Annotated in this window: 24 protein-coding genes and 1 other RNA gene; 15 read left to right on the forward strand and 10 right to left on the reverse strand. The window is 74.3% G+C overall.

Annotated features, from left to right (window positions below; all coding sequences use genetic code 11):
• Nucleotides 1-32 precede the first annotated feature (32 nt).
• The 6 genes from IPO09_17180 to rnpB all read left to right on the forward strand — a co-directional run bounded on the left by IPO09_17180 (nt 33) and on the right by rnpB (nt 4,441).
• Nucleotides 33-620, forward strand: coding sequence for an endonuclease III (locus tag IPO09_17180; GenBank protein MBK9519042.1), 588 nt, complete (start codon nt 33-35; stop codon nt 618-620).
• A gap of 295 nt (nt 621-915) precedes the next feature.
• The gene (locus tag IPO09_17185) at nt 916-1,683 is read left to right on the forward strand and encodes a hypothetical protein (protein MBK9519043.1); all 768 of its coding nucleotides are present in this window, start codon (nt 916-918) and stop codon (nt 1,681-1,683) included.
• A gap of 51 nt (nt 1,684-1,734) precedes the next feature.
• Nucleotides 1,735-2,193 carry a helix-turn-helix domain-containing protein gene (locus IPO09_17190; GenBank protein MBK9519044.1) on the forward strand — a complete coding sequence of 153 codons (459 nt, stop codon included), beginning with the start codon at nt 1,735-1,737 and terminating at the stop codon, nt 2,191-2,193.
• Nucleotides 2,194-2,384: 191 nt separating this feature from the next.
• Complete coding sequence (locus IPO09_17195; GenBank protein ID MBK9519045.1) at nt 2,385-2,846, forward strand: transposase; 462 nt, start codon at nt 2,385-2,387, stop codon at nt 2,844-2,846.
• Between the two features lie 185 nt (nt 2,847-3,031).
• Nucleotides 3,032-3,901, forward strand: a complete 870-nt coding sequence (locus IPO09_17200) for a hypothetical protein (GenBank protein MBK9519046.1) — start codon at nt 3,032-3,034, stop codon at nt 3,899-3,901.
• Nucleotides 3,902-4,038: 137 nt separating this feature from the next.
• An RNA gene (gene rnpB, locus IPO09_17205) (RNase P RNA component class A) lies at nt 4,039-4,441 on the forward strand.
• Between the two features lie 159 nt (nt 4,442-4,600).
• Here rnpB and IPO09_17210 read toward each other — a convergent pair.
• Together IPO09_17210 and IPO09_17215 are read right to left on the reverse strand one after the other, a co-directional pair.
• Nucleotides 4,601-5,761, reverse strand: coding sequence for an RtcB family protein (locus IPO09_17210; protein ID MBK9519047.1), 1,161 nt, complete (start codon nt 5,759-5,761; stop codon nt 4,601-4,603).
• Nucleotides 5,758-6,102 carry a ribosome-binding factor A gene (locus tag IPO09_17215; GenBank protein MBK9519048.1) on the reverse strand — a complete coding sequence of 115 codons (345 nt, stop codon included), beginning with the start codon at nt 6,100-6,102 and terminating at the stop codon, nt 5,758-5,760. Before IPO09_17215 ends, IPO09_17210 begins: the two co-directional genes overlap by 4 nt.
• Nucleotides 6,103-6,534: 432 nt before the next feature.
• Between IPO09_17215 and IPO09_17220 the strand changes: the two genes are divergently transcribed.
• The 3 genes from IPO09_17220 to IPO09_17230 all read left to right on the forward strand — a co-directional run bounded on the left by IPO09_17220 (nt 6,535) and on the right by IPO09_17230 (nt 10,414).
• On the forward strand, nt 6,535-6,960 hold the full coding sequence (locus IPO09_17220) for a VOC family protein (protein ID MBK9519049.1): 426 nt from the start codon (nt 6,535-6,537) through the stop codon (nt 6,958-6,960).
• A 274-nt stretch (nt 6,961-7,234) separates the two neighbouring features.
• Nucleotides 7,235-9,664: a VCBS repeat-containing protein gene (locus tag IPO09_17225; GenBank protein ID MBK9519050.1), complete on the forward strand. Its 2,430-nt coding sequence runs from the start codon at nt 7,235-7,237 to the stop codon at nt 9,662-9,664.
• 195 nt (nt 9,665-9,859) lie between these two features.
• The gene (locus tag IPO09_17230; protein MBK9519051.1) at nt 9,860-10,414 is read left to right on the forward strand and encodes a hypothetical protein; all 555 of its coding nucleotides are present in this window, start codon (nt 9,860-9,862) and stop codon (nt 10,412-10,414) included.
• On the opposite strand, the gene IPO09_17235 is transcribed toward IPO09_17230, so the two are convergent.
• On the reverse strand, nt 10,411-11,961 hold the full coding sequence (locus IPO09_17235; GenBank protein ID MBK9519052.1) for a right-handed parallel beta-helix repeat-containing protein: 1,551 nt from the start codon (nt 11,959-11,961) through the stop codon (nt 10,411-10,413). The genes IPO09_17230 and IPO09_17235 overlap by 4 nt on opposite strands.
• A gap of 133 nt (nt 11,962-12,094) precedes the next feature.
• Here IPO09_17235 and IPO09_17240 point away from each other — a divergent pair, with 133 nt between their 5' ends.
• From IPO09_17240 to IPO09_17255, 4 genes are read left to right on the forward strand one after another with little or no spacing between them, the layout of a single operon-like run.
• Nucleotides 12,095-13,336, forward strand: coding sequence for a mechanosensitive ion channel (locus tag IPO09_17240; protein ID MBK9519053.1), 1,242 nt, complete (start codon nt 12,095-12,097; stop codon nt 13,334-13,336).
• Nucleotides 13,333-14,562, forward strand: a complete 1,230-nt coding sequence (locus tag IPO09_17245) for a potassium transporter Kef (GenBank protein ID MBK9519054.1) — start codon at nt 13,333-13,335, stop codon at nt 14,560-14,562. The genes IPO09_17240 and IPO09_17245 overlap by 4 nt, the downstream gene beginning before the upstream one ends.
• A gap of 23 nt (nt 14,563-14,585) precedes the next feature.
• On the forward strand, nt 14,586-15,941 hold the full coding sequence (locus IPO09_17250) for a cation:proton antiporter (GenBank protein ID MBK9519055.1): 1,356 nt from the start codon (nt 14,586-14,588) through the stop codon (nt 15,939-15,941).
• Nucleotides 15,938-16,753, forward strand: a complete 816-nt coding sequence (locus tag IPO09_17255; protein ID MBK9519056.1) for a hypothetical protein — start codon at nt 15,938-15,940, stop codon at nt 16,751-16,753. Before IPO09_17250 ends, IPO09_17255 begins: the two co-directional genes overlap by 4 nt.
• A 67-nt stretch (nt 16,754-16,820) precedes the next feature.
• On the opposite strand, the gene IPO09_17260 is transcribed toward IPO09_17255, so the two are convergent.
• A complete protein-coding gene (locus IPO09_17260) occupies nt 16,821-18,479 on the reverse strand; it encodes an NAD-dependent malic enzyme (protein MBK9519057.1) in 1,659 nt (552 codons plus the stop codon).
• A gap of 161 nt (nt 18,480-18,640) precedes the next feature.
• A complete protein-coding gene (locus IPO09_17265) occupies nt 18,641-19,597 on the reverse strand; it encodes a DUF3108 domain-containing protein (protein MBK9519058.1) in 957 nt (318 codons plus the stop codon).
• 241 nt (nt 19,598-19,838) lie between these two features.
• Here IPO09_17265 and IPO09_17270 point away from each other — a divergent pair, with 241 nt between their 5' ends.
• Complete coding sequence (locus IPO09_17270) at nt 19,839-20,258, forward strand: hypothetical protein (GenBank protein MBK9519059.1); 420 nt, start codon at nt 19,839-19,841, stop codon at nt 20,256-20,258.
• A gap of 36 nt (nt 20,259-20,294) precedes the next feature.
• On the opposite strand, the gene IPO09_17275 is transcribed toward IPO09_17270, so the two are convergent.
• From IPO09_17275 to groES, 3 genes are all read right to left on the reverse strand, one after another.
• Nucleotides 20,295-21,317, reverse strand: coding sequence for a hypothetical protein (locus IPO09_17275; GenBank protein MBK9519060.1), 1,023 nt, complete (start codon nt 21,315-21,317; stop codon nt 20,295-20,297).
• Nucleotides 21,318-21,441: 124 nt separating this feature from the next.
• Nucleotides 21,442-23,100, reverse strand: a complete 1,659-nt coding sequence (gene groL, locus IPO09_17280) for a chaperonin GroEL (GenBank protein MBK9519061.1) — start codon at nt 23,098-23,100, stop codon at nt 21,442-21,444.
• A gap of 43 nt (nt 23,101-23,143) precedes the next feature.
• Nucleotides 23,144-23,434 carry a co-chaperone GroES gene (gene groES / locus IPO09_17285; GenBank protein MBK9519062.1) on the reverse strand — a complete coding sequence of 97 codons (291 nt, stop codon included), beginning with the start codon at nt 23,432-23,434 and terminating at the stop codon, nt 23,144-23,146.
• A gap of 323 nt (nt 23,435-23,757) precedes the next feature.
• Between groES and IPO09_17290 the strand changes: the two genes are divergently transcribed.
• On the forward strand, nt 23,758-24,372 hold the full coding sequence (locus IPO09_17290; GenBank protein ID MBK9519063.1) for a hypothetical protein: 615 nt from the start codon (nt 23,758-23,760) through the stop codon (nt 24,370-24,372).
• 82 nt (nt 24,373-24,454) lie between these two features.
• Here the strand turns inward: IPO09_17290 and IPO09_17295 are convergent, their stop codons facing one another.
• Together IPO09_17295 and IPO09_17300 are read right to left on the reverse strand one after the other, a co-directional pair.
• Nucleotides 24,455-24,721 carry a DNA-directed RNA polymerase subunit omega gene (locus tag IPO09_17295; protein MBK9519064.1) on the reverse strand — a complete coding sequence of 89 codons (267 nt, stop codon included), beginning with the start codon at nt 24,719-24,721 and terminating at the stop codon, nt 24,455-24,457.
• A 109-nt stretch (nt 24,722-24,830) separates the two neighbouring features.
• Nucleotides 24,831-25,268, reverse strand: coding sequence for a VOC family protein (locus tag IPO09_17300; GenBank protein MBK9519065.1), 438 nt, complete (start codon nt 25,266-25,268; stop codon nt 24,831-24,833).
• Between the last annotated feature and the right edge of the window lie 635 nt (nt 25,269-25,903).

Raw genomic sequence — 25,903 nt, forward strand, 5'->3', positions numbered from 1 at the left:
CGGTGGCCATCCTCGACCGGCTCGGCGAGGCCATGCCGGACGCCCGCATCGAGCTCCACTTCGGCGACGAGCTGCAGCTGCTGGTGTCGGTGATCCTCTCGGCCCAGTCCACCGACGCCGGCGTGAACCGGGCCACGCCAGGGCTGTTCCGCGCCTTCCCCGACGCCGCCGCCTACGCCGCCGCCGCGCCCGAAGCGCTCTGGCCCCACATCCGCACGCTGGGGCTGTTCCGCAACAAGGCCAAGGCCATCGTGGCGGCCGCGCAGGCGCTGGAGCGCCACCACGGCGGGAAGGTGCCGCGGACCCGCGCTGGGCTGGAGGCGCTGCCCGGGGTGGGCGCCAAGACCGCCGGGGTGGTGCTGGTGCACCTGGGCTGCGAGCCCGCCTTCCCGGTGGACACGCACGTGGGGCGGCTGGCGCGCCGGATGGGGTTCACGCGGCAGGAGGACCCCGACCGCGTGGAGCAGGACCTGCGGGCGCTGGTGCCGGTGGAGCGCTGGGCCCACGGGCACCAGCTGCTGGTGTGGCACGGGCGCCGCTGCTGCGCGGCGCGCGCGCCGGCCTGCCAGCGCTGCCCGGTGGAGGGGCTCTGCCCGAGGCGTGGGGTGGGGAAGGGGTGAGGGCGGGGTGGGATCGCGACCCTGACCCCGGGCAGCCCCCTCACCCCGGCCCTCTCCCCCACGGCGTGGGGGAGAGGGAGAGCAGACCAAGCTGACCGCGACCGCGACCGCGACCGCGAACCCGAGGTTGTGTACTCCCTCTCCCCTCCGGGGAGAGGGCCGGGGTGAGGGGCTCCATGACGACCCCGACCTCGACCAAAGGAGCACTCGATCACAGGGCCGACACGCGCGAAACCCCTGTCCCTATTTGGTTTCACGCACCTCGAATGTCAGACCCACATGCGACTCTGAGTGCATGGCTTCCCAATTCCTCCGCCTCGTCCTCCCCTCCGACGCCCGCGCGCCGGGGGTGTTCGCCGCGCCCTCGGTCCCGGTCGCCTGCGAGGCCTCCGCCGCCTGGCTCGCGGCCCGCCCGCCGCAGCGGCAGCCGCAGCCACCCGCCACCCTCACCGACGCCCGCGCCCTGCGCGACGCCCTGGCCGGCCTCCTCTCTCGCGAGCGCGCCGCCGCCGCCGACTTCCTCCTGACCCTGGCCGACTTCGACCAGCGGCGCGGCTGGGAGGTGCTCGGCCACGCGAGCCTGTTCGCCTTCCTCACCCGCGAGCTTCACCTCTCCAAGGGCGCCGCCTTCCTCCGCTTCACGGCGGCCCGACTCCTCCCGCGCTTCCCGGCCGTCGAGGCGCCGCTGCGCGACGGCCGGCTTTGCCTCTCCACCATGGGCGAGCTGGCCCGGCTGCTGACGCCGGAGAACCAGGCCGAGCTGCTGCCCAGGTTCTTCGGCCTGTCCACCCGGGAGGCCAAGGAGGTGGCAGCGGCCATCTCGCCCAGGCAGGACCCGCCGCGCCGGGAGGTGGTGACGGGCCTCCCGGCGACGCGGCTCGACGCCAGAGACGTCTCGTCCGGTGCACCCACTGGGGGCGATCTGATTCGGACGTCCGAACTCCTGCTGGCCGGCGCTGCGCGGCAGCCCTTCCCGCTCTCGAGCGAAGAGCAGGCCGCAGCACCCGCCCGGGGCGAATTGGTTCGGACGTGGTCCAGACCGGCTACATCGGTAACGGGCTGACCGGAGACATGGGTAACAGTCTCGGCCATGCCCTGGGCCCAGGCTGACCAGATGAGCGAGCGACTCCGATTCGTGTTGGCGCAGCGGAAGAACAGGTCGACCTTCAGCAGCCTCTGTGCGGCGTTCGGCGTGGCGCCAAAGACCGGGTACAAGTGGCTGCATCAGTTCGAGGCCTCGGGGGCCGCCGGACTCGTGGACCGTCCCGCCGGCCCAAGTCGAATAGCCGGGCCATCCCCGAGGCCGTGCGCGATCGCCTGGTCGAGCTGCGTCGCGTCCACCCGACCTGGGGCCCGAAGCTCGTCGCGTGGCTCGAGGCGAACACGCTCGGCCTCGATGTGCCGGCCCCAGCACGGTCGGCGAACTGCTGAAGCAGCGCGGGCTCGTGATGGAGCGCAAGCGAATACGCCACAGAGCCTAGGAGCCACTTCGCACGCTGACAAGCCCAAGCAGTCTGGGCGATGGACTCAGGGCTGGTTCCGCCTGGGCGATGGCGTTCGATGCGACCGCTGACCATCACCGACGGATTCAGTCGGTACCTCCTTTGCTGCAATGCCGGGAAGGCACGGGCGACGAGGTCGCCAGAGACGTCTGGGCGCGCTGGTGAGGACGTTCCGCGAGTTCGGCATGCCAGCGGCCATTCGCGTCGACAACGGCCAGCCCTGGGCTGCCCCAAGGGCACGCTGGGCATCACAAAGCTCGCCGTGAAGATCTTGAAGGCCGGCTGGCGCTGGAGCGTATCCGGCAAGCCCCAGCAGAACGGCCGTCACGAGCGCTTCCACCTGACGCTCAAGCAGGAGACCGTTCAGCCTCCGGCCGAGGACATGCAGGCGCAGCAAGACCGCTTCGACCTCTTCCAGCGCGAATACAACGACGAGCGCCCGCACGAAGCGTTGCGGCAGCGACCGCCCAGCAAGATCTACACCCGTTCAAAGCGAGCCTGCCCGAGTCGCCTCGCCGTGCGGAGTACCGGCTGGTACTCCACCGTCACGCTCAAGATAGGAGGCAACGCACCTCCTCGGGACGACCTACTTCATCAGCACTGCCGAGGACGAACGGGTCGGCATCGTCGAGGTCGAAGACGGCTGCTTCGGCTCTACTTCTTCAGTCGGCTCCTTGGCCGGATCCACACCGCACACCCTGAACTGGGCTTCATCGCCGCCTGAGCACCGTTACCGATGTCTCCGGTCTGGGCGTTACCTGTGTTTCCGGTTGCACAACGTCCGAACTCGCGCTGGCGGTGGCAGTGCCGCATCCCCTTCCTGCCGGCGACGCGGACTGCTGCAGCGGCCCCGCTCGGGTCGATCTGGTTCGGACGTCCGAACCACCTCGAGCCTCGGCGAGGCCTCCGATGGACGAGGTCGAGCCCCTCTCCGCCGACCTGCGCCGCCTCCACCTCACCGTCTCGCGCCGCCTCCTCGACAAGGTCGCCGCCGCCAGGGACGGCCTCGCCCACGCGCTCCCCGGGGCCACCACCGCGCAGGTGCTGGAGGTCGCGCTCGACCTCTTGTTGCAGAAGCAGGCGAGGAGGAGGGCCCTACCCGCCGGCAAACCCGCCGGCGCTCGCGCCGGCGCGCAGGTGGCCAGCATTGCTGAGCAGCCGGCCTGCCTGGACAAGCCGACCGTCCCAGCGGGTTCAGCCTCCGCCCCGAGCGACGATGACGCCAAGGATTCCGGCGCCGCCAAGCCCGCCGTTCACCCCAGGTCCGCCGCTCTGCCCAAGACCGCCGCTCACCCCAGGTCCGCCGCTCACCACGAGGCCGCCGCACACCCCAAGTCCGCTGCACAGCCCAAGTCCGCTGCACAGCCCAAGTCCGCTGCACACCCCAAGTCCGCTGCACAGCCCAAGTCCGCCGCACACCCCAAGCCCGCCGCTCACCACGAGGCCGACGGTCACGCCAATCCCGCCGACACCGCCTCCCCGAATGCCCTGACAGGCGAGCAACCAGCCGCCGCCCCCGCACCCCACCCCCGCTTCATCCCCGCCGCTGTCCGCCGCGAGGTCTGGCTGCGCGACGGCCAGCGCTGCCAGTTCCCGCTCGACCTCGGCGGCCCCTGCGGCGCCACCCACCGGCTCGAGCTCGACCACCTCGTCCCGCTCGCCATGGGTGGCCCAACCACCGCGGCCAACCTCCGGGTGGTCTGCGCCCGCCACAACCGGTACGCCGCCCGGCTCGCGCTCGGCGAGGCCGCCGCCGCCCAGCGGCGCAACAGCGGGTGACCGCGGGAGGCGGCCGTTCTCACCTGCCGGCCCACCTCGCAGCGCCAAACATCGCGGTGGCCCGTGGCACGGCCCACAGCGGGCGCGGACCCTCCGCGTTGCTCCTTCAGGGACGCGCGTGCTAGACCGCACTCGCCGGAGCCGTCCGGGCAAACGCGTCGGACTTCGTGTCCGCCGAGGAAAGTCCGGGCACCACAGGGCAGGGTGCCGGTCAACGACCGGCCGGGGCGACCCGCGGGAAAGTGCCACAGAGAACAGACCGCCGAACGGCGCCGCGAGGCGCGCGTGGCAAGGGTGAAACGGTGCGGTAAGAGCGCACCGCACTCCTGGTAACAGGAGTGGCAAGGCAAACCCCACCTGGTGCAAGAGCAAATAGGGAGGCGTCTCCGCCGAAGCTGGCGGGGTGTCGGGCGGCTCGCCCTAGCCTCCGGGTACGGCTCGCTGAAGGCGCGCGGCAACGCGCGTTCGAGAGGAATGTTTGCCACCGCGAAGCCGTGAGGCGACGCGGGACAGAACCCGGCTTACAGGACGGCTCCGGCTTTTGCACTGATGTGTCGGCTCCTTTGACCCCAGGGATGCTGGGGTCCTGGCCAAGGCCTGGCCAAGGGGCTCGGGAACGAGCCTGGTCCTGGGCCTGGGGAAAGCACGTGGGCCGCGCCTACGGAGAAGCTGCGGCCCACGTGACCCCCGGCGGCCCCTCTATCCCTTGAGCACCACGACCGGCTCCAGCCGCAGCCGCGCCACGACGAGGTCGGCCTCGTCCTCGAGGACCTCGGCGATGTCGCGGTACGCGGACGGTGCCTCCTCCACGAGCGAGCGGGCCCTCCGCTCGTCATGGACGACCCGGCGCATCGCCCCTGTGAGCCGCTCGACTGAGATCCGGTCTCGCGCCTCCCTCCGCGTCATCACCCTGCCAGCGCCGTGCGACGCCGACCGGAACGACGTCGCTTCTCCGAGCCCCTCGGCAATGTAGGAGGCGGTGCCCATCGACCCCGGGATGAGCACTGGCGCGCCAGCCGGCGCGGAGATGGCTCCCTTGCGGTGGACCCAGACCCTCCTGCCGAGGTGCTCCTCCTCCTGGACGAAGTTGTGGTGGACGTCGATGCGGCTCTTCGCCTCGGGCGCCACGCCCGTGACCTCCTCGATGACCTGCGCCGCCGCGGCCAGCAGCGCGTCCCGGTTCGCGGCGGCGAAGGCGAGCGCCCACCGGATGTCGGAGAGGCACGCCCTGCCCGGCTCCGAGCTCACCGGGAGCCCCGGCACGCTGCCAATCCCAGCGGCGGCGGCTGCCTTGACGTGGTGTGCGCCCACGGCGGCGCCCAGGCCGCGAGAGCCTGAGTGCACGAGGAGCCACACCGCACCGCCCGGGTCGCGGTCGAGCTCCACGAAGTGGTTACCACCCCCCAGCGTCCCGAGGTGCCGGCCGGCCAGCCGCTCCCGGACGTGCTCCAGGGAGCTCGTCGAGAGGGACGCGGCGAGGAGCGCATCCGGCATGGACGCCCCCTTGCCGCGCTGGACCGCATCTCCAACTGGGATTCGGCTCGCCCAGCCAGCGAGGATGCTCCGCAGGTCCCGCCCCGAGAGGGCGCGGGCCGGCAGGTCGAACCGGACGGCCGCGACCCCGCAGCCGAGGTCGCCGCCCAGCGCCGAGGGCACCACGACGCCGTCGGTCGCGAAGACCGTGCCCACGGCCACACCCTGCGCGACGTGGAGGTCGGGCATGGCCGCCACGTGGCCGACCACGTAGGGCTGGCCAGCGATGCGCTCGAGCTGGGCGACCGCGCCGTCGGGCTCGGTCCGGCCCCAGACCAGGATCGGGATCCCGGTCTGGTCCGGACGGGGTGGAATCACCCGGGTCATGGATCACCCCCGAGCGGCGGACCGGCCGCGCCGGGTTCCTGGACCGCCACGAAGGTGAAGGACAGCCGCGGCAGTCTCTTCAGGTTCAGCAGCGCGGCCAGGCGGGCGCGCAAGAAGCCCGTGGCTCGCACCAGGGCCTCCTTGGACGACCGCTCGACCAGGTGCAGTTCGGTGCGGTCGGTCACCACCACGTAGGCGATGCGGGCGAGGCCGCCGTCGGACGAGAGCTGCACGGAGACAAGGCGGACGCCGTCGATGGCCGGGTCGGCCGCCTCGTCGCGGAGAAGGGTCTGGACCTCGTCGTGAAGGATTCGTTCGAGTCGCTCTTGCCGGTGCCCCATGGCGCCGGACTCTGATTCTCCTGGGTACGAGGGGAGATGCTGGGCGCGCGACGACCGCGCGCCGGATCGGTGCGTTCTCTTGGACATGAAGACGGTTCCCTGTCGCGCCCTCGCCAGCGAGGGCGTGGGTACACACGAACTGCGGACGCAGCGCTCCAGGGGAGCGCGCACCGGGAACCCGTCAGTGATGATGGAGCGGGCGAACGGCTACGCGCACGTCGAGGAGCATCCCGGGACACCGTTGGGCTGAATAGGCACAGGACACCTCCTCCGGCGCAGCAGCCGGTGTTGACGGGCGGATAGGTACTGCCCCTGCGACGGGGAGTCAAGGGGCAGAGACCTCATGGTCGGCTCCGCCCCCTTCCTCCCCGGGGCCTTGCGCGGCCGCCCGGCCGTCCCTACCAAGGGTGGAACCCCCAGGAGGAGCCCGCCATGCAGCACGTGCACGTCTACCTGAACTTCGCCGGCACCACCGACGAGGCCCTCCGGCTCTACGAGTCGGTCTTCGGCACCCGCGTGGTGTTTCGCCAGACCTTCGGCGAGTCGACCTTCATCCCCAACGTCCCGGAGCACGCCAAGGGGAAGGTCATGCACGCCCAGCTGCCCATCACCGAGGCGGTGCACCTCATGGCGAGCGACGCGGTCCCGGGGTTCGGGCCGCCCCTCCAGGTGGGGAACAACTTCCACGTCTCCATCGTGGCCAAGGACAAGGCCGAGGCCGACCGCGCCTTCGCCCTCCTCTCCGAGGGCGGGACGGTGGCCATGCCGCTCGCCAACGCGCCCTGGGGCCCCTACTTCGGGATGTGCGTGGACCGCTTCGGCGTCCACTGGATGGTGAGCCTGACGACCCCGGCCTGAACCCCGGGGCGAGGCGCCGCGGCGCGAGCTCCGGCCCGAGCCACCTCTCCTGAGCCAGCGTCGCCCGGCCGGGGCTGCCATTGGGGTGACGACGCCGGGGGCATACCGGGTGGGCCCTGCGGCACCGTGGCAGCGATGGTCCCTGCGCCAGGGTCCACGCTAGGCGTTGGTGGCGCCGATCGTGACCGCCCCTGGCCGACCGCGCAGGGGAGCCAGCTCGAGGTCGCAGCCGCGCGCCACTCAGGGGGCGGCCATGGTGACGCGGAGCGGACGCGTGGCGCTGGGTGCGGTCCTGCTGCTGGCCTGCGGGGGCCTGGGGTGCGGAGGCGGGAAGGGCCAGAAGACTTACACCATCGGTGGAACGATCACGGGGCTGGCGGGGAGCGGGCTGGTCCTGGCCACGCCCGGCCAGGCGGACCTGGCCGTGAGCGCCGGGGCGACGCGCTTCGCCTTCGCCACGCCAGCGCCGGACGGCACCACCTACGCGGTCTCGGTGCGCCAGCAGCCCACGTCGCCAGCCCAGGCCTGCGCCGTCGCGGACGCGGCCGGCGGCGTGGCGGGCGCCGACGTGACCACGGTGGCGGTGGCGTGCACGACCACCGCCCCGGTCGACGTCCCGGCGGACACCGCCGGCCTCTCGCTCCTGCCTGCGGGCGGCGTCGACGTCCGCTACGGCGCGGACCACGCGACCCTCGCCATCGCGGACCTGGACCGCGACGGCCACCCCGATCTCGCCGTCGCCTACGACACGGCGAACAGGGTCGGGGTGTTCCTCGGGCGCGGCGATGGCACCTTCGAGGCGAGGCCCGAGCCCACGACCGGGTCCGGCCCCTGGAAGGTCGCGGTGGGCGACTTCGACGGCGACGGTCGACCCGACCTCGTGACCGCGAACCGGAGGGCGGGATCGCTCAGCGTCCTCCTCGGGAACGGGGACGGGACCTTCCAGCCGAGGCGCGACGTCCCGGCCGGCGCCGCACCGGGCTGGGTGGAGGTGGGCGACCTCGACGCCGACGGGAAGCAGGACCTGGTGGTGAGCGGGGCTCCCTTCGAGCTCGGCGGCCTGGTGATCCGTGGACGCCAGGGCACGGGCGCCGCGGGCGTCCTCATGGGGAACGGCGACGGGACCTTCGGGCCGCTGGCCGAGGTGTCGAGCGGCGCCGGCCTCAACGTGGCGGCGCTCGGCGACCTCGACGGGGACCACCGACCGGACCTGGTCCTGGCGGACGCCGGCGGCGGGGGCCTGGGCGTGCTCCTCGGCAAGGGCGACGGCACCTTCGCTCCCAGGAGGACCTACCCCTCCGGCCCGGAGCCACGCGGCCTGGCGCTCGGCGACCTCGACGGCGACGGCGCGCTCGACGCCGTCGCGTCGGACTTCGCCGCCAGCACCCTGAGCGTCTTCCTGGGGAAGGGCGACGGCACCTTCCCGGATCGGGTGGACTACCGGACCGGGAGGGCGCCTGCGGCGGTGGCCATCGGTGACGTGGACGGCGACGCCAGGGCCGACGTGGTGGTCACGACCCTGACCGCGCTGGACCTCACCTCGGACCGGACGGACCAGCGGATCAGCGTCTTCTTCGGGCGCGGAGACGGGACCTTCCGCGGCGCGCTCCACTCCGCCGTGGCGGTGGCCCACCCGGCCTTCGCCTCCCTCGCCGACCTCGATGGCGACGGCCGGCCCGAGCTCGCCGTGGCGAACCTGGGGTACCTGGACTGGCTCGCCTACCCCGCGCCCTACTACCCGGTGGGCGTCTATCGCGTGGGCGGCGGCGCTCCGCTCACCGTGGCACCGCCGCGGGCCGGCGGCGTCAGCCTGGGCGGCGGCCCCGTCACCTTCACCGCCAGCGCCGGAGGCGTGGCGCGGGAGGTCACCTGGAGCCTGTCGCCCGACGTCGGGACGCTCTCGGGCACGACCGGGGCCACGGTGCGCTACACGCCGCCCGCCGCAGGGGCGTCACCGCGCGTCGTGCGGCTCGTCGCGGCGGCGGGCGGCGAGCAGGTCGTGGCGGAGATCGGGCTGTCCACCCAGGTCGAGCGGCCGCGCGGCAGCACGACGGCGCCCAGCGCCTTCCTCGAATACCTGCCGCCTGGGTACGAGGACGGCCTGCCGCGCCCGCTCCTGGTGTTCCTCCACGGCAGCGCCGGCAACGGGAACGGGCTGACGAACGTCTCGGCCAACCTGGTGAGCTGGGCGGTCCCGGCCATGATCGCCCACGGCGGCTGGTCCCCCGACCACCCCTTCATCGTGCTGTCGCCGCAGCACTTCAGCCTGGGGTCGGAGTGCGCCCTGGGGCCGGAGGTGGCGGCGTTCGTCGACTGGGCGGTCACGCGCTACCGCGTCGATCCGAAGCGGGTCTTCCTCACGGGCCTCTCCTGCGGATCCAGGGCGGCTTGGGACTACCTGGGCCTCTACCAGGACTCGAAGGTCGCGGCGGCGGCGCTCCTGGTCGGGTCCCCGGGCGCCGCCTGGACGCGAGCCGGCTGCGATCTCGGGAAGGTGGCCATCTGGGCGCTCCACGGCGCCGACGACAGCCCGCAGGCGGAGCAGGCGGTGATGGACCAGCTCCTCGCCTGCCCCGCGCCGCCCCGCCGGGACGCGGCGTTCACCCTCGTTCCGGGGGGCAGCCACTACATCTTCGACGACATCTACCTGGGGCGGCTGGGACTCGACGTCTTCGGCTGGCTGCTGGAGCACCCCAAGCCGTAGCGCGGCAGGTGCACCCGGGCGCGCACCGGGCGTGGCGGCGCGCAGCAGGTGCGCAGGCGAACCACACCACGCAGCGCTGATCCGGGGCCAGTCCGGGCACGACGGGACAGGGCCCCGGCCTCCCCGCTCTGCTAGCCTCGCCTGGTGAGCGCGCCCGGTCGGGCCCCGGCGGTGCGAGCCAGCAGCGCCCGGGACATGTTGGTCATCATCGACGGCTTCCGCCCGGGCACCCGCGACGCGGTCCGGTCGCTCGTGCCGCCGGCCTCGCTGGAGGTCATCGACGGGGCGGCCGGCAGCTCCTGGCTCGAGGTCGGGCACCACCACTTCCTGGTGGACGCGACCGTGGCGGTGCTGGGGATGGACGAGGCCGTGTCGCTCTGGCGCCGCGGCATGGCCCAGGTGCTGCAGCGCCCGCTCCACAAGGTCTTCGTGGAGGGCGCGGTGCGCCTCTTCTTCGACGGGCCGGGCCGGGTCATCCAGCTCATCCCCCGGGGCTGGCCGCTCGCCTACCGCGACTTCAGCACCGTCTCCTTCCAGCGGATCGGCACCCACCAGGCCGAGATCCGGTTCGACGACGTGGCGCCACAGGCCTTCGCCTCGCCCGGCTACCTGCACAGCTGGCACGCCATCTGCCAGGGGATCTTCGACCTGGAGCGCCCGCTCGACGGCGTCACCGAGTTCTCGTTCGACGAGGCCCGCGCCACCGCCGTTATCCGCTTCGCCTGGCGGGTGCCCGCCAGGAAGCCCTAGCGGGGCGAGCGCGGAGCGTGCCCGGTCGGCCGTCGCCGCCGCCGGCCCGCCCGGGCCAGGACGAAGGCCCCGAGCAGCGCCAGCAGCGCCGCCGCCCCGCCCCGCGAGCTCCCGCAGCCGCAGCCGCCGGCCTCCTCGGGCGGGGGATCGGCCGGGGGCGCCACGCCGGTCTCCCGCTCGAAGGCGCCCAGGTCGGCCGGCCCACCGGCGGGCCGCGGCGCGGTGGCCTGGTGCGGCACGTAGGTCACGTCGAGCGGGTGGGCCAGCGCGGCCGCCGGCAGCGCCACCCCGACGTCCAGCGCCGGCGAGCCGGGCGCCAGCCAGAAGTCCTGGCCGGCCAGGTCCACGAAGCCGGGGTCGGCGCCGGTGAGGTTGCCGCCGGCGTCGGTCACGCCCACCGCCACGCCGGAGTGGGTGCGCACCCAGCCGGCGCTGAGCCAGTTGCCGCCCAGCGCCAGCGGGCCGGCCCCCTCCACCACCGCCAGGTGGCCGGCGGACGCGGTCGCCAGGAACACGTTGGCGAAGACCGAGGCCTGCTGCGCCGCCGTGGAGAGCCGGAAGAGCGTGGTGTTGCCGCTGCGGGTCGAGACCACCGTGTTGTTCCAGAACCAGAGGCGCGGCCGGTAGTCGGAGGTGGCGCCGCTGTCGCCGCCGAAGTGGACGATCTGGTTGTTGTCGGCGCCGTCGCGCTCCACCAGCACGTTGCCGGAGACGAAGGTGTCGGCGTAGGCCGGGTCGGCCACGATGGCGGGGTCGTCCTCCCCGTCCACCAGGTCGAGCTGCCGGTTGCCGCCCTCGATCCAGTTGGCGCGGATGACGCTGCCGGCCGAGCGGTCCTTGAGCGCGTTGCCGGAGCACCGGTCGCAGAGGGGGCCGTAGCGGTTCCCCAGGAAGGTCACGCCGTGGCCGGCGGTGTAGGAGTTGTGCTCGAAGGCGCTCCCGACGTTGCCGTTGCCGTGGATGAAGCAGCCCTCCACCAGCAGGTCCTCGACGCCCGCCGCGGAGAAGAGGCCGTTGCCGCTGTCCTCGAGCTCGCAGCCGCGGATGGTGACGTGGCGACCGGCCTCCACGAAGATGGCGGCGGCGTTCTGCGCGTAGCTCGAGGCGCCGTTCCGCCCGGTGAAGGCCAGCGGTGCCCGGGCGCGCCGCAGGTGGAGCTTCTCCACCACCACCCACTCCGGCGTCTCACACGCTGGCGAGTTGGCGCCGCCGATCTTGAGCAGGGCCCGCTCCTCGTTCCAGAAGTTCAGCTGCGGCCGGGTGCTGGCCCCCTCGCCGGTGATGACCGGCAGCGCCCCGCCGGCGTCCGGCACCCCCACCACGCGGATGGGAGCGGCCGAGGTGCCCCGGCCGCACAGCACCCACTTCTCGGCGTAGGGCTCGGCCCGGGCGTGGATGCGCACCACGTCACCGGCGGTCAGGGCCTCCCAGGGCACCGCCCCGATGGAGGCGAGCGGCTGGCCCGGCCCCACCTCGTAGGTGGCGGCCGGCGCGGGGCGGGGCGCCAGCAGCAGGGCGACGGCGAGCGCGGCGGCGAGGCGGGGCATGTGGGTCCCTCCAGGCGGTGAGACCGCCAGCTTAGTCCACCTCCGGCGCCGGACCCGTGGGCAGCCGGCCGCCCCGCCCATATACTCCTGCCGCCCCGGGGCGGTGCCGGGGCTCACGGGGCTCCGAGGGGCGATGCGACCGACCAACCGTTTCCTGTCCTCGATCGCGCTGGCGGCGCTCCTCCTGGTCGGCGGCGCCGCCGCGGCGGCCCCGACCTCCGAGCCCGGCGCCTGGCTGCGGCTGCGCGACCAGCGGATCCTCGAGCTGCGGTCGGCGCGCGGCGAGCTCCCGGCCGGGCAGCGGGCCCGCGACGCCACCAGGGCCCTGGAGGCGGCCGTGGCGGCCTCGCCGGGGGCCGCGGCCACCCTGGAGGTCGGGCCGGACGGGGCGCTCCTGCGGGTCGGCGACACCACCGTGCTCCAGCTCGGGCCGGAGGACGCCGCCGCCGAGGCCATGGGGCTCTCCGAGCTGGCCGGGCGCTCCCTGGCCAGCCTGCGCGCGGCCCTGGAGGCGGAGCGGCGCCGGCAGGCCGCCCACGACGTCATCTACAAGCTGTCGATGCTGGTCTTCAGCGGGCTGGTGGCGCTCCTGCTGGCCCGCTCCATCGGGCGAGCCGCCGTGGCCGCCGCGGGGCGCCTCGAGGCCGCCGAGACCCACGTCCCGGCGCTGGCCGTGGCCGGCGTGGAGCTGGCCAGCGGGCCGGCGGTGCGCGGGGCCGCCGCGGTGGCGCTCCGGCTGGGCCGCTTCGTGGCGCAGGCCGGCGTGGCGGTGGCCTGGGGCCTCTCGGCGCTGTCGCACTTCGAGCTCACCCGGGGCTCGCGCGACCGGATCGCGGCGGCGCTGGCCGAGCCGCTGGTGTCCCTGGGCGGCGGCCTGGCGGGCGCGGTGCCGCTGCTGGTGGTGGGCGCCGTCGGCGTGGTGCTGGTGGCGCTGCTGGTCCGCGGCGCCGAGGTCTTCTTCGACGCGGTGGCGCGCGGCGACGCCACGCTGCGCTGGCTGCCCCGCGACCTGGCCCCCGCCGTGGGCCGGCTGGTGCGGGTGGCCATCGTGCTGCTGGCGCTCCTGCTGGGCGCCTCCGCCGCCGGCGCCGACGGGCTCCTGGGCGGCCTGGCCCGCGCCGCCCTGCTGGCCCTGGGGCTGGCCGCGGCGCCGCTGGCCGCCTCGGCGCTGGCCGGGCTCCCGCTGGTGCTGGGGCGGACGCTGCGGCCCGGTGACCTGGTGGAGCTGGGCGGCCACCGCGGGCGGGTGGTCGGGCTCGGCCTGCTGGCCACGGTGCTGGAGGAGGCCGGCGGCGCGCGCGTGCGCGTGCCCCACCTGCTCTCGCTGGTGCGGCCGGTGCGGGTCGAGGATCGCGCCCCGGAGGGGCGGCCGTGACCACGCTGGCGGCCATCTCCGCGCTGCTGGCGGTGGCCTGGGTGGGCGCGGCCCTGGTGGGCCGCACCGCGGTGGGCGCCGGCGCGGTGGCGCTGCTGGCGGGGGGCGCGCTCGGGCCCGGCGGCCTGGGCGTGGTCGGTCCTGGGCTCCTGGAGGGCGCCGCACCCCTCGCCGAGGTGGCGGTGGGCTGGCTGGCGGTGGCGCTGGGGGTCTCGGCCGGCGTCCGCGACGGGCGGCGCATCGGCCCGGGGCGGCTGGCCGGCGCCACCGCGCTGGCGCTCCTGACCGGCCTGGCCGTGGCCGCGGCGGTCGCGGCGGCCTCCGGCGCGACCTGGCCCCTGCCGCTCGAGGTGATCCTGGTGGCGGGTGGCGCCGGGGTGGCGCTGGCGCCCACGGCGCGCGACGCGCTGGCCGGCCTGGCCACCCGGCTGGGCGCCCGCGGCCCGGTGACCGACCTGGTCTGCGACCTGGCCGAGAGCGACGACCTGCTGCCCGTCGCCGCCACCGTGGTGCTGTTCGCGCTGGTGCCCGGCGCGCCCCTGGCGGTTCGCTTCGGCCTGGCAGCAGCCGCGGCGGCGGGGCTCGTGCTGGGCGCGGTGCTCGGCCTGGCGGCGGCCCTGCTGGTGCGCCTCTCGCCCGGGCGCGACCAGGCCGCGGTGGCGCTCTTCGGGATCTCGCTGCTCGGCATCGGGCTGTCGGCCACGCTGGGGGTCTCCTCCATGGCCACCGGCCTGGTGCTGGGGCTGGTGGCGGCGCTGCTCTCCGGCCAGGCGGCCGCGCTGGCGGGCCTGGCCCGGACGCTGGAGGGGGCGGTGGCGCTGCCGGCGCTGGTGCTGGCCGGCGCGCTGCTCGATCCCGGCGCCCACCCCGGGCTGCTGGTGGTGGCGCTGGCGGCGGGCGGGGCTGCGCTCCTGGCCAAGCTGCTGACCGGGCCCGCCCTCGGCCTGGCCGAGCCCGCCGCCCTCAGGGCCGGCGCGGCGCTGCCGGTGGCGCGCCTCTCGCCCGGCCCCTTCGGCGTCTTCGTCGGCCTGGCCTTCGCCCTGCGCCTGCCGGGCCGGGCCGGGGCCACCGTGCTGGCCGCCGCGGCCTGCGCCTTCCTGGCCGGCGAGCTGCTGGCCGCCCCGGCGCTGCGCCGCGCCCTGCGCCTGGCCGGTGAGCTGCCGGCCCCGGCGCCGCCGCCCGGCGCGCCCGCCGCCGCCGTCGCCGCGGCCGGGGAGGGGACGTGAGCGCGGCCGGGCCCCGTCGCGGCATGGCCTCCCGCCTGGCCGTGGCCTCGGTGGCCCTGGGGCTGCTGGCCCTGGTGGCGGTGGCCACCCGGCTGGCGCCCGAGGCGGGCCCCCGGGCCGGCACCATCGCGGCCATCGGGCTCCTGCTGCTGGTGGCCGGGGCGGCCGCCCTGGTCACCGAGCCGCTCGGCGTGCCGCACCTGACCGCCTTCCTGCTCACCGGGGTGGCGGTGGGGCCGCACGGCCTGGGCGTGGTGGGGCACCAGGCGGTGGAGGACCTGCAGGCGGTCAACGCGCTGGCGCTGGCGCTCATCGCCCTGGCGGGCGGCGCCGAGCTGCGGCTGGCCGGCCTGCGCGCCGGCCTGCGCGGGCTGGGGGTCGCCACCCTGGTGCAGAACGGCCTGGGGCTCGTGGGCATGGCCGCGGTCTTCGCGGCCGCGCGCCCGCTCATCCCCTTCGCCCAGGGGCTGGAGCCGGCGGCGCTGGCGGGGGCGGCGCTGCTGTGGGGGGCGGTGGCGGTGACCCGCAGCCCCTCCGCGCTGCTCGGCGTGGTGGCCCAGACCCGGGCCAGGGGGCCGCTCACCAGCTTCTCGCTCAACTTCGTCATGACCAGCGACGTGGTGGTGGTGGTGGTGCTGGCGGTGGCCACCACCCTGGCCCGGCCGCTGCTCGAGCCGGGCGCCGCCGTCTCGCTGGCCTCCTTCGGCCACCTGGCCGACGAGCTGGTGGGCTCGGTGGCGGTGGGCACCACCCTGGGGCTCGGGCTGGCCCTCTACCTGTGGGCGGTGGGGCGCCACGTCCTCATCGTGCTGGTGGCGCTCGGGCTGGTCTTCACCCACCTGTTCGCCTGGCTCTCCTTCGAGTGGCTGCTGGTCTTCATCGTGGCCGGCTTCGTGGTGCAGAACCTCACCTCGCAGGGGAAGGTGCTGCTGCACGAGGTGGAGCGGACCGGCGAGGTGGTCTACGTGATCTTCTTCGCCACCGCCGGGGCCCACCTCGACCTCGGCCTCCTGGCGCAGCTCTGGCCGGCGGCGCTGCTGCTGGCCGGCGCCCGGGCCGCCCTCGCGGTGGTGGGCGGCCGGCTCTCGTCGCGGCTGGCCGGTGACCCGCCGGTGCTGGCGCGGTGGGGCTTCGCCGGGCTGGTGCCGCAGGCCGGGCTGGCCCTCGGCATCGCCAGCCAGGTGACCGCCCAGTTCCCGCAGCTGGGCACGTCCTTCGGGGCGCTGGTGGTGGCGGTGGTGGCGGTCAACGAGCTGGCCGGGCCGGTGCTGCTCAAGGTGGCCCTCGACCGGGCCGGCGAGACCGCCGCCGAGGCCGGGGCGCCCGGACCGGCCGGGGGCGAGGCGCTGGCCGAGGCCGGGCCGGGAGGCCAGGCGTGACGCCGCGGCGGCCGGGCGGCCCGCAGGCCGTGCTCTCCCCGCGCGGGGACGCCTCGCGCCGCCGCCTGCGGCGGGTCTTCCTGGACGGCTTCGTCGCCATGGACGTGGCCGAGCCGCTGGCCTCCTTCGACGCGGACCGCCCGGCCGCGGAGGTGAGGCGCTTCATGGCCGAGCGCGGCTTCGACCGGGTGGGGGTGCGCCGCGGCGGCCTGGTGCGCGGCTACGTGGAGCGGGCCGGGCTCGGGGCCGGGCGCTGCGGCGACCACCTGCGCCCCTTCGGGCCCGACGACCTGGTGGCCGAGGACGCCTCGCTGCAGGAGGTCATCCAGTCGCTGGCCGTCAACGAGCGCTGCTTCGTGACGGTGCTCGACGAGGTGGCGGCCGTCGTCACGCTGCAGGACCTGGAGAAGCCGCCGGTGCGGATGTTCATGTTCGGCATGCTCACGGTGCTGGAGATGGTGCTGGCCCGCAGCGTGGAGGGCGCCTTCCCCGGCGAGGCCTGGCGGCTCCACGTGGCGCCGGGCCGGCTCCAGAAGGCGGAGGCGCTGCAGGCCGAGCGGCGCCGGCGCGGACAGGAAGTGGCCCTGCTCGACTGCCTGCAGTTCTCCGACAAGGGCCAGCTGGCGCTGCGCATCCCCGAGGTGGGCCAGCAGGTGGCGCCCGAGCTGTCCCGCAAGGCGAAGCTGCGCGCCGTCAAGGAGCTGGAGGAGCTGCGCAACCACCTGGCCCACAGCCAGGAGATCATCCCGGCGGGCTGGGCCCGCATCGTCGCCTTCTCGGCCTCGCTCGACCGGCTCCTCGAGTCGCTCTGAGGCGCGCCCCCCGCGCCGGCGGGCGGCCGGGCTGCCTGCCCGCCGGCCTCCCCCGGGCCCCGGCCCGCTACGCGTAGGTCCGGTACTTCGGCTCCCACATGGCGGCCTCCACCATGGCCGCCACGTCGACCGGCCGCGGCACGCCGGCCAGGCCGTCCTGGAAGGCCACCTCGGCCACCGCCGCGCCGATGGCCGCCGACACCTCGCGGATGCGCGAGAGCTTGGGGTAGATGCGCCCCACCGCCAGGTCCTCGGGCTGGACCAGCGAGGCCAGCGTGCGCGCCGCCGCCGCGAACATCCGGTCGGTGACGTGGCGCGCCCGGGTGGCCACCACGCCCAGCCCGACGCCCGGGAAGATGTAGGCGTTGTTGCCCTGGCCCGGCTGGAAGGTCCGGCCGTCGAGCACGCAGGGAGGGAACGGGCTGCCGGAGGCGAAGATGGCCTGGCCGCGCGACCAGCGGTAGGCCTCCTCGGCGGAGCACTCCGACTTGGAGGTGGGGTTGGAGAGCGCGAAGATCATGGGCCGGGCGTTGAGCCGGCTCATCTCCTCGACGATGGCCTGGTTGAAGGCCTTGGACATGGTGGAGACGCCCACCAGGGCGGTGGGCCGCAGCGCCTTGATGGCGGAGAGCAGGTCGGCCTGCGGCGCGGCGTCGTGGGCGAAGCGCAGCTTGTGCTGCGCCAGGTCGGTGCGCGACTTGACCACCAGCCCCTTGGTGTCCACGAACCAGCAGCGGCGCCGTGCCTCCTCCGGCGTGGCCCCCTCGTCCACCATGGCCGAGGCGATCAGGTCGCCGATGCCGATGCCGGCCTCGCCGGCCCCCAGGAACAGCACGGTCTGCTCGCGCAACGTCTTGCCGGTGAGCCGCAGCGCCGAGTAGAGGCCGGAGAGGGTGACCGCGGCTGTGCCCTGGATGTCGTCGTTGAAGGTGCAGACCTTGTCGCGCCACTGCTCCAGCAGCCGGAAGGCGTTGGCGTTGCCGAAGTCCTCGAACTGCAGCAGGGCCTGGGGCATGACCAGCTTCACCGCCTCGACGAACTCGGCCACGAAGGCGTCGTAGGCCTCGCCGCGCACGCGCGGCTGGCGCAGGCCGAGGTAGAGCGGGTCGCGCCGGTAGCCCTCGTTCTCGGTGCCCACGTCCAGCATGATGGGCAGGGTCTTGGCCGGGTCGATGCCGGCGCAGGCGGTGTAGAGCGAGAGCTTGCCCACCGGGATGCCCATGCCGCCCACGCCCTGGTCGCCCAGCCCGAGGATGCGCTCGCCGTCGGTGACCACGATGACCCGCACGTCCGGCTTGGGCCAGGCGCGCAGGATGTCGGCCAGCTTCCCGCGGTCGTCCCAGGAGAGGTAGAGACCGCGCGGCCGCCGGAAGAGGTGGCCCCACTGCTGGCAGGCCTGCCCCACGGTGGGCGTGTAGATGACCGGCATCATCTCCTCGATGTGCTCGGTCACCAGCCGGTAGAAGAGCGTCTCGTTCCGGTCCTGCAGGCTGACCAGGTGGATGTAGCGCTCCAGGTCGGTCTGCTTCTGCTGGTAGTTGCCCACCACCCGGGCCAGCTGCTCCTCGATGGTGTGGACGTTGGGCGGCAGGAGGCCGCGCAGCCCGAGCGCGTCGCGCTCGGCGAGCGTGAAGGCCGTGCCCTTGTTGAGCAGCGGCTCGTGCAGCAGGGCCTCACCGTGCGGCAACGTGTGGCCAGCCTGACCAGCGACGGACTTCTCACCCATGACGACCCCCTCGGAGCGCCGGCGGACCCGAGGTGGGCGCGGCGGCGTGGCGCGCCGCGCGGAGGCGCGACGGCGAGGGGGATCCTAGGCCTCGCCAGGAAACGCAGCTGCGGCGCGATGACGCACCGCGCAGCGTCGCGCCCAGGCGCGGGGGGCCGCCGTCAGCCCGGCTCCAGCCCCGGCGTGTAGGAGGACAGGATGGCCACGGCGCGGCCGAAGCCGAAGTTGGTGCTGATGCGGACCACCCGGCGCTCCGCGTCGTCGCTGAACCAGATGTAGGTGGGGCTCTTCTCGCTGAACTTGCCGGAGAGCCCGGTGGGCACCCGCACCTTGATGGCCGGGAAGGTGCCCACCCGCGTCTTCACCGACTCGCGCCCCTCCACGGAGGCCACCACGGTGGAGACGGTGCGGCCGGACAGCACCGGGAACGGCAGGCTGGCGCCGGGATCGAGGGGCAGCAGGCGCAGGCGGAACACCAGCGCCACGAAGTCGAGCGTGCCGGGCGGCACCTCGATGCGGTAGCTCCGGTCGTACCGGCCGACCTCGCGCACCTCCGCCACGTTGGCGGTGCGGTCGAAGCGGGCCGTGTCGGTGTGCCGGTAGCTGGGCTCGATCCCCTCGAGCTGCGAGGACTTCGGCAGGCCGGTGGCGGTGTCGAGGAGGCTCACCAGGCTCTGCTTCAGCGACACGATGGCGGCCAGGCCGGCCGACCGCGACACCAGGTAGACCGGCAGGACGGATCCCTCCCGCTGGCCCACCGAGAGGCGGGCCACCCCGGCCTTGAACCCGCCGAGCTCGACGACGAACTCCATGGCCTCGCCCGGCGTGTGGGGGGCGCCGGCGTGGGGACTCACGGGGGCGGTGGGCGGGGCGGTGGTGGCGGTCGGCTGGGCGGGCTCGAGCGCCGGCCCGAGCGTGGGGCCAGGCGCATGCGCCGCTGGGTGCGCCGGTGGGTGCGCGGGCGCGGGCTCGAGCCAGGGGCCGAGGCCGCTGCCGTGCGCCGGTGCGGGCGGCGTCGGGGCGACCGGGCCGACGGTGGGCGCGGTGGGCTCCGACGCCCGGGCGACCGGGGGCGCCAGCAGGAGCAGGGCGGCGAGGAGGTGGGGGCGGGTGGTCACGGGTGGCCTTCGGGGCGTGGCGGCGACACTCTACTCCCACTCCCGACGCCGCGAGTCCCCGGCCGATTCACGCGCCGGGCGGCGCCCCGGGGCAAGGGCGCGGTCGGGGTCGGGGTCGGGGTCGGGGTCGGGGTCGGGGTCGGTCTGCTCACCCTCTCCCCCACGCCGTGGGGGAGAGGGCCGGGGTGAGGGGGCCGCCCGAGGTCGCGCCCGGGGCCGCGGCCGCGCTAGCATCTCCGCCATGTGGTCCCTCGAGCCCCGGAGCGGGACGGAGCGGCTGGCGGCGGCGCTGGCGCTGCTGGCGGCGGTGGCCACCACGGTGCGGCTCGAGGAGGTGGGGGATCGCCTGCGGCGCGAGGAGCACCGCGCCTGGTGGGCCTCCAACGGGCGGGACGTCATCAACGCCGGCGCCCTGCTGGTGATCGCCGCGGCGCTGACCTTGCTCGGCTTCCCGGCGCCGGCGGCGCTGGTGGCCGGCGGCCTGCTCACCCTGGCACTCACCGGGGTGGCGGTGGTGGAGAGCCGCCTGCCCGAGCGGGCCAGGCCCAGGCTGGTGGCGCTGGGGCTGGGGCTGGCGCTGTCGGCGCCCCTGCTGGCCTTCCCGGCGGAGGTGGCGGCCGGGCTGGGGCAGGTGGCGGCGCGCCTCTTCCCGGGCGGGTGAGCCGGACCGCCGGCGGCGGCCGCGCCTCCCTGGTCGCTACCGCGCCACCACCGTGACCGGCACCCGCGCCGCGCCACGCGCCACCACCAGCTCCACCGCGCCCGAGCGCGACAGGGCCACCACCCGCTGCAGGACGTGCCGTCCGCCTGCCGCCTCGCCCGCCGCCGAGACGATGACGTCGCCCGGCTGCAGCGCCGGCGACCAGGGCGGCCTGGCCGCCTCCACCAGGAGGCCGCCCGGCAGCCGCATGAGGCGGGCCAGCTGGGCGTCGGGCGTCACCGGGTCCGTCATGCGGTAGACGGCCAGCCGCTGCAGGTCGGCGTCCAGCGGATCGGCGGTGGCGGCGCGCTCGGCCAGCGACCTCACGCCGGGCGGCGCCCAGGAGAGGGCCGCGGCCGGCAGCCAGCGCAGCCGCAGCGGCAGCGGGTCGAGCGCCGGGGCGGTCAGGTGCGGCTCGAGCAGCGCCCAGGCCCGCGCCGTCAGCTCGCGGTGCAGGCGGGTCAGCTCGGGCGTGGGGTCGAACGGGTCGGAGGTGGCGCCGGCCTGGCGCACCGCCAGGCCCTCCAGCTCCAGCAGCACCCCGCCGCCGGCGCCGTCCAGCACCTCCAGGTGCTCCACGAAGGTGATGGTCTCGCTGGAGCGCACCGTCCCCGCGCCGTCGATGGCCCCGCTGGTCCGCTCCACCCGCCGCTCGGCCCAGCCGCGCACCGCCAGGAAGGAGGTGGCCGGCAGGCTGCGGCGCGCCAGCGAGGAGAGCAGGTCGGTGCCGACGCGCGGGTCGTCGGCCTCGTGCCGCAGCACCAGGAACTCGTCGGGGCCGAAGACCAGCAGGCGCCCCCCGTCGACCAGCGCCTCGGCGGTGGCCAGGCCGAAGAGCAGGCTCCGGTGCGGCGGCTCCTCCCAGCGGAAGGCGAACGGGTAGACCGCCGCGGCCCGGGCCGTGATGGGCCGGTCGAGCGGCTTCACCACCCGCAGCTGGGTGGAGGCGGTGGTGCAGGCGGACGCCAGGGCCAGCAGGAGGAGGAGCGACAGGCGAGTGGAGGGGGGGCAGGAAGGCATGATCGGGATGGTACGCCGCCGTACCGGCCCGGCAAACCCGACCCCGACCCCGACCCCATCAACGAAGCGGGGCCCCCGGCGAACCGGGGGCCCCGCGTGAATCCCTCGAGCGGAGGGGGGACGACTACATCATGCCGTCCATGCCGCCCATGCCCATGCCGCCGCCCATGCCGCCGCCCATGCCGCCGCCGGAGCCCTTCTCGTCCTTGGGCTTCTCGGCGATCATCGCCATGGTGGTCAGCATCAGCGAGGCCACCGAGGCCGCGTTCTGCAGCGCCGAGCGGCTCACCTTGGTCGGGTCGATGACGCCGGCCTTGACCAGGTCCTCGTACTCACCCGTGGCGGCGTTGAAGCCGTAGTTCGGCTCCTTGCCCTGCTTGACCTGGTTCACCACGATGGAGGCCTCGTAGCCGCCGTTGTTGGCGATCTGCCGGAGGGGCTCCTCGAGCGAGCGGCGCACGATGTCCAGGCCGAACTGCTCGCCCTCGGACACCTTCAGGCCGTCCAGGCCCTTCAGGGCGCGCAGGTAGGCCACGCCGCCGCCGGGGACGATGCCCTCCTCCACGGCCGCGCGGGTCGCGTGCAGGGCGTCCTCGACGCGGGCCTTCTTCTCCTTCATCTCGGTCTCGGTGGCCGCGCCCACGTTGATGACGGCGACGCCGCCCACCAGCTTGGCCAGCCGCTCCTGCAGCTTCTCCTTGTCGTAGTCCGAGGTGGTGTCCTCGATCTGCGCGCGGATGGTCTTGACGCGGGCCTCGATGTCGGCCTTCTGGCCGTGGCCGTCCACGATGGTGGTGTTGTCCTTGTCCACCGTGATGCGCTTGGCGCGGCCCAGGTCCTTCAGCGTGACCTGCTCGAGCTTGAGGCCCAGCTCCTCGGCGATGAGCTTGCCGCCGGTGAGGATGGCGATGTCCTCCAGCATGGCCTTGCGGCGGTCGCCGAAGCCCGGCGCCTTGACGGCGCAGACGTGCAGCGTGCCGCGCAGCTTGTTGACCACCAGGGTGGCCAGCGCCTCGCCCTCGGTCTCCTCGGAGAGGATGAGCAGGGGCTTGCCGCTGCGGGCGATCTGCTCCAGCAGCGGGAGCAGGTCCTTCATGTTGGAGATCTTCTTCTCGTTGATGAGGATGAAGCAGTCCTCCAGGACCGCCTCCATCCGCTCCGCGTCGGTGACGAAGTAGGGCGAGAGGTAGCCGCGGTCGAACTGCATGCCCTCGACGATCTCGAGCGTGGTCTCGAGGCCCTTGGCCTCCTCGACCGTGATGACGCCCTCCTTGCCGACCTTCTCCATGGCCTCGGCGATGATGTTGCCGATGGTCACGTCGCCGTTGGCGGAGATGATGCCGACCTGGGCGATCTCCTTGTGGTCCTTGGTCGGCTTGCTGAGCTTCTTGAGCTCGGCGGTGATGATCTCGACGGCCTTGTCGATGCCGCGCTTGATCTCCATCGGGTTGTGCCCGGCGGCGACCAGCTTGGAGCCCTCGCGGTAGATGGCCTGGGCCAGCACGGTGGCGGTGGTGGTGCCGTCGCCGGCCACGTCGGAGGTCTTGGAGGCGACCTCCTTCACCATCTGGGCGCCCATGTTCTCGAACTTGTTCTCGAGCTCGATCTCCTTGGCGACGGTGACGCCGTCCTTGGTGATGGTGGGCGAGCCGAAGCTCTTCTCGATGACGACGTTGCGGCCCTTGGGGCCGAGCGTGGTCTTGACGGCGTTGGCGAGGACGTTGACGCCCTTGAGGATCGCCTCGCGGGCCTGCTGGTCGAACAGGATTTCCTTGGCTGCCATGTCTTTGACTCCTTTGCGGTGAGGAAGGGAGAAGGCGGGGGAACTAACCTTCGATCACGCCGAGGATGTCCTCCTCGCGCATCATCAGGTGCTCCACGCCGTCGATCTTGATCTCGGTGCCGGCGTACTTGGAGAAGAGGACGGTGTCGCCCGGCTTGACGTCGAGCGGGCGGACCTTGCCGTCCTCCTGGACCTTGCCGTTGCCGACGGCGATCACCTTGCCCTCGATCGGCTTCTCCTTGGCCGTGTCGGGGATGATGATGCCGCCCTTGGTCTTCTGCTCCTCCTCGAGACGCTTCACGATGACGCGGTCCTGCAGGGGACGGATGCCCATGTTGCCTCCTGGTGCGAAGTCCCCGCCCGAAGCGGCGAGGAGGGGGTGGAAGGTCGGTGTGTGTGCTGGCACTCGAGCTGCCCGACTGCCAGCGGCGGCGGGATAGTAATCACGGCGCCATGGGTGTCAAGCGGACCTGACGATTTCCTAGCTTGTTGGGATGACTCGGCTTTTCAGACCCTTTTGGCAGTTGACTCGGGCGAGTGCCGAAAGTGGGGTTGGCACTCGCCCGCCCCGGGTGCCAGCGATAAAAAGCCTATGAATCACCGTGGCTTGAATTGCGGAAGCCCCATCCGTAGGCTCCCGGGAGGAGGTGCGCACCCATGCACAGCCCCATCCTGGTATCCCAGTCGCCGCGGGAGTGGTTCAAGGAGGCGGTCGGAGAGGTCCTGTCGGTCCGGCACCACCCGGTGAGCCAGGAGGCCGAGTTCTACCTGGTGGAGCTCCTGGCCAGCCGGGTGGCCGGCGAGCGGCCCCCGGAGCTTGCCGACGCTCCCCTGGACGAGCCACTGGCCCTCCTGCTGCTGCGGGCCATGGCCGCCGAGCGGCGGCAGCGGGCCGCCCACCTGAAGCGGCTCGGCGACACCTCGCTCTTCGTGTCCGGCTTCTTCGGCGACTCGCTGGCGCGCTCGGCGGTGGACGCCGGCTACTACCGCGCCATGGGAGAGCGGGCCTACGGGGCGCTGGCGGAGGGCGAGCGGAGCGCCGCGCTGGCCGGGCTCTACGCCGAGCTGTCGCGTCGCTTCGAGGCCCTGGTGGACTGCCTCGCCGAGGTGGCCGAGCTCTCGGAGCTCGAGTCCAACCGCGGGCTGCTCAGGCTCTACGAGCGCTTCCTGCTGACCCGCTCGCAGCGCGTGGCCGAGAAGCTGCGGGCCCGCGGGGTAGCGCTCTTCGCCGGCCCCGGCCCGGCGCCGGCCACGGGCGGGACCCGCCACTGACGGCCGGGACCGACGGCCACCGGCACCAAAGCGAAGGGGCGCCACGCGGGCGCCCCTCGGGTGCTCGGCGACCTCGGGAGGTCTAGCGGAGCGTGCGGGTCTGGCCGGCCGGCAGGGTGGCCTTCTCCTTGTCGAACTTGCCGGAGAGGGCGTCCCGCACCGGGCGATCGAAGCGGACCTTGCCGGTGGCGATCTCGCGGAGCGACAGGACCGGGGCCTTGTTCTTGGTGTTGGGCTGCAGCGGGCGCGCGCCGGCCATGAGCTGGCGGGTGCGCTTGGTGGCCAGCAGCACCAGGGCGAACCGGTTGTCCACGAGGGGGAGGCAGTCTTCGACGGTGACGCGAGCCATGTGATCCGTCCTTCCGGTGACTTCGAACGGGCTGATCTAGCTGGTGCCGGCCTTCCGGTCAACCCGCCGAGGGCGCGGCCTCCGCCGGCGCGCCGGGACCGCCTGGGCCCTACCCGCCGAAGAGCCTGGCCATGCGCGCCTTCATCTCCTCCTCGGAGACGTCCTCGACGTGGGTGGCGAGGAACCACTGGTTGCCGAAGGGGTCGGTGACCCGGCCGGTCCGGTCGCCCCAGAACTGCACCTGCAGCGGCTCCTTCACCGTGAAGCCGGCCGCGACGGCCCGCGCGAAGACCGCGTCGACGTCCGGCACGTACATCATGAGGTGGGTGCCGTGGGCCGGGTACTCGGCGCTGGCCTCGCCCAGCATGAGGCGCGAGTCACCGAAGAGCAGCTCGGCGTGGACCACGCTGCCGTCCGGCGCGTCCATGCGGACCGCCTGCCTGGCCCCGAAGACCTGCTGGTAGAGCTCGATGGCCTTGGCCGCGCCGCGGAGGGTGCAGCCAGGCGTGAGGGTGGAGTAGCCGGCGGGGACGGGGCTGACGGGCATGGCGGGACCTCCGGGGTGGCGTGAGGCCCATGAGTACTGCTCGTCTGAGCAGTACGCCAGGCTCCGGATGGGGAGGAGCGGTCGGTCCAGCGGCCCCCTCACCCCGGCCCTCTCCCCCAGCGAGCTGGGGGAGAGGGTGAGCAAACACCAGCTCCAGCCCTGCTCGCGCTTCCGCCTGGACCCGGGCAGACCACTGCGCTTCCGCCTGACCCGGGCAGACCTCGTCTGCCCCCTCTCCCCTCCGGGGAGAGGGCCGGGGTGAGGGGCACCTGCGTCCACCCGCGGTCGAGTCCCCCTCTCCCCTCCGGGGAGAGGGCCGGGGTGAGGGGCACCTGCGTCCACCCGGGTTGAGTCCCCCTCCCTCCGGGGAGAGGGCAGGGGTGAGGGGCACCTGCGTCCACCGCGGTCGAGTCCCCCTCTCCCCTCCGGGGAGAGGGCAGGGGTGAGGGGCACCTGCGTCCACCCGCGGTCGAGTCCCCCTCTCCCCTCCGGGGAGAGGGCCGGGGTGAGGGGCACCTGCGTCCACCCGCGGTCGAGTCCCCCTCTCCCCTCCGGGGAGAGGGCAGGGGTGAGGGGCACCTGCGTCCACCCGCGGTCGAGTCCCCCTCTCCCCTCCGGGGAGAGGGCCGGGGTGA

Origin of the sequence: Anaeromyxobacter sp. (genome assembly GCA_016718565.1) — a bacterium.
Classification (GTDB): domain Bacteria; phylum Myxococcota; class Myxococcia; order Myxococcales; family Anaeromyxobacteraceae; genus JADKCZ01.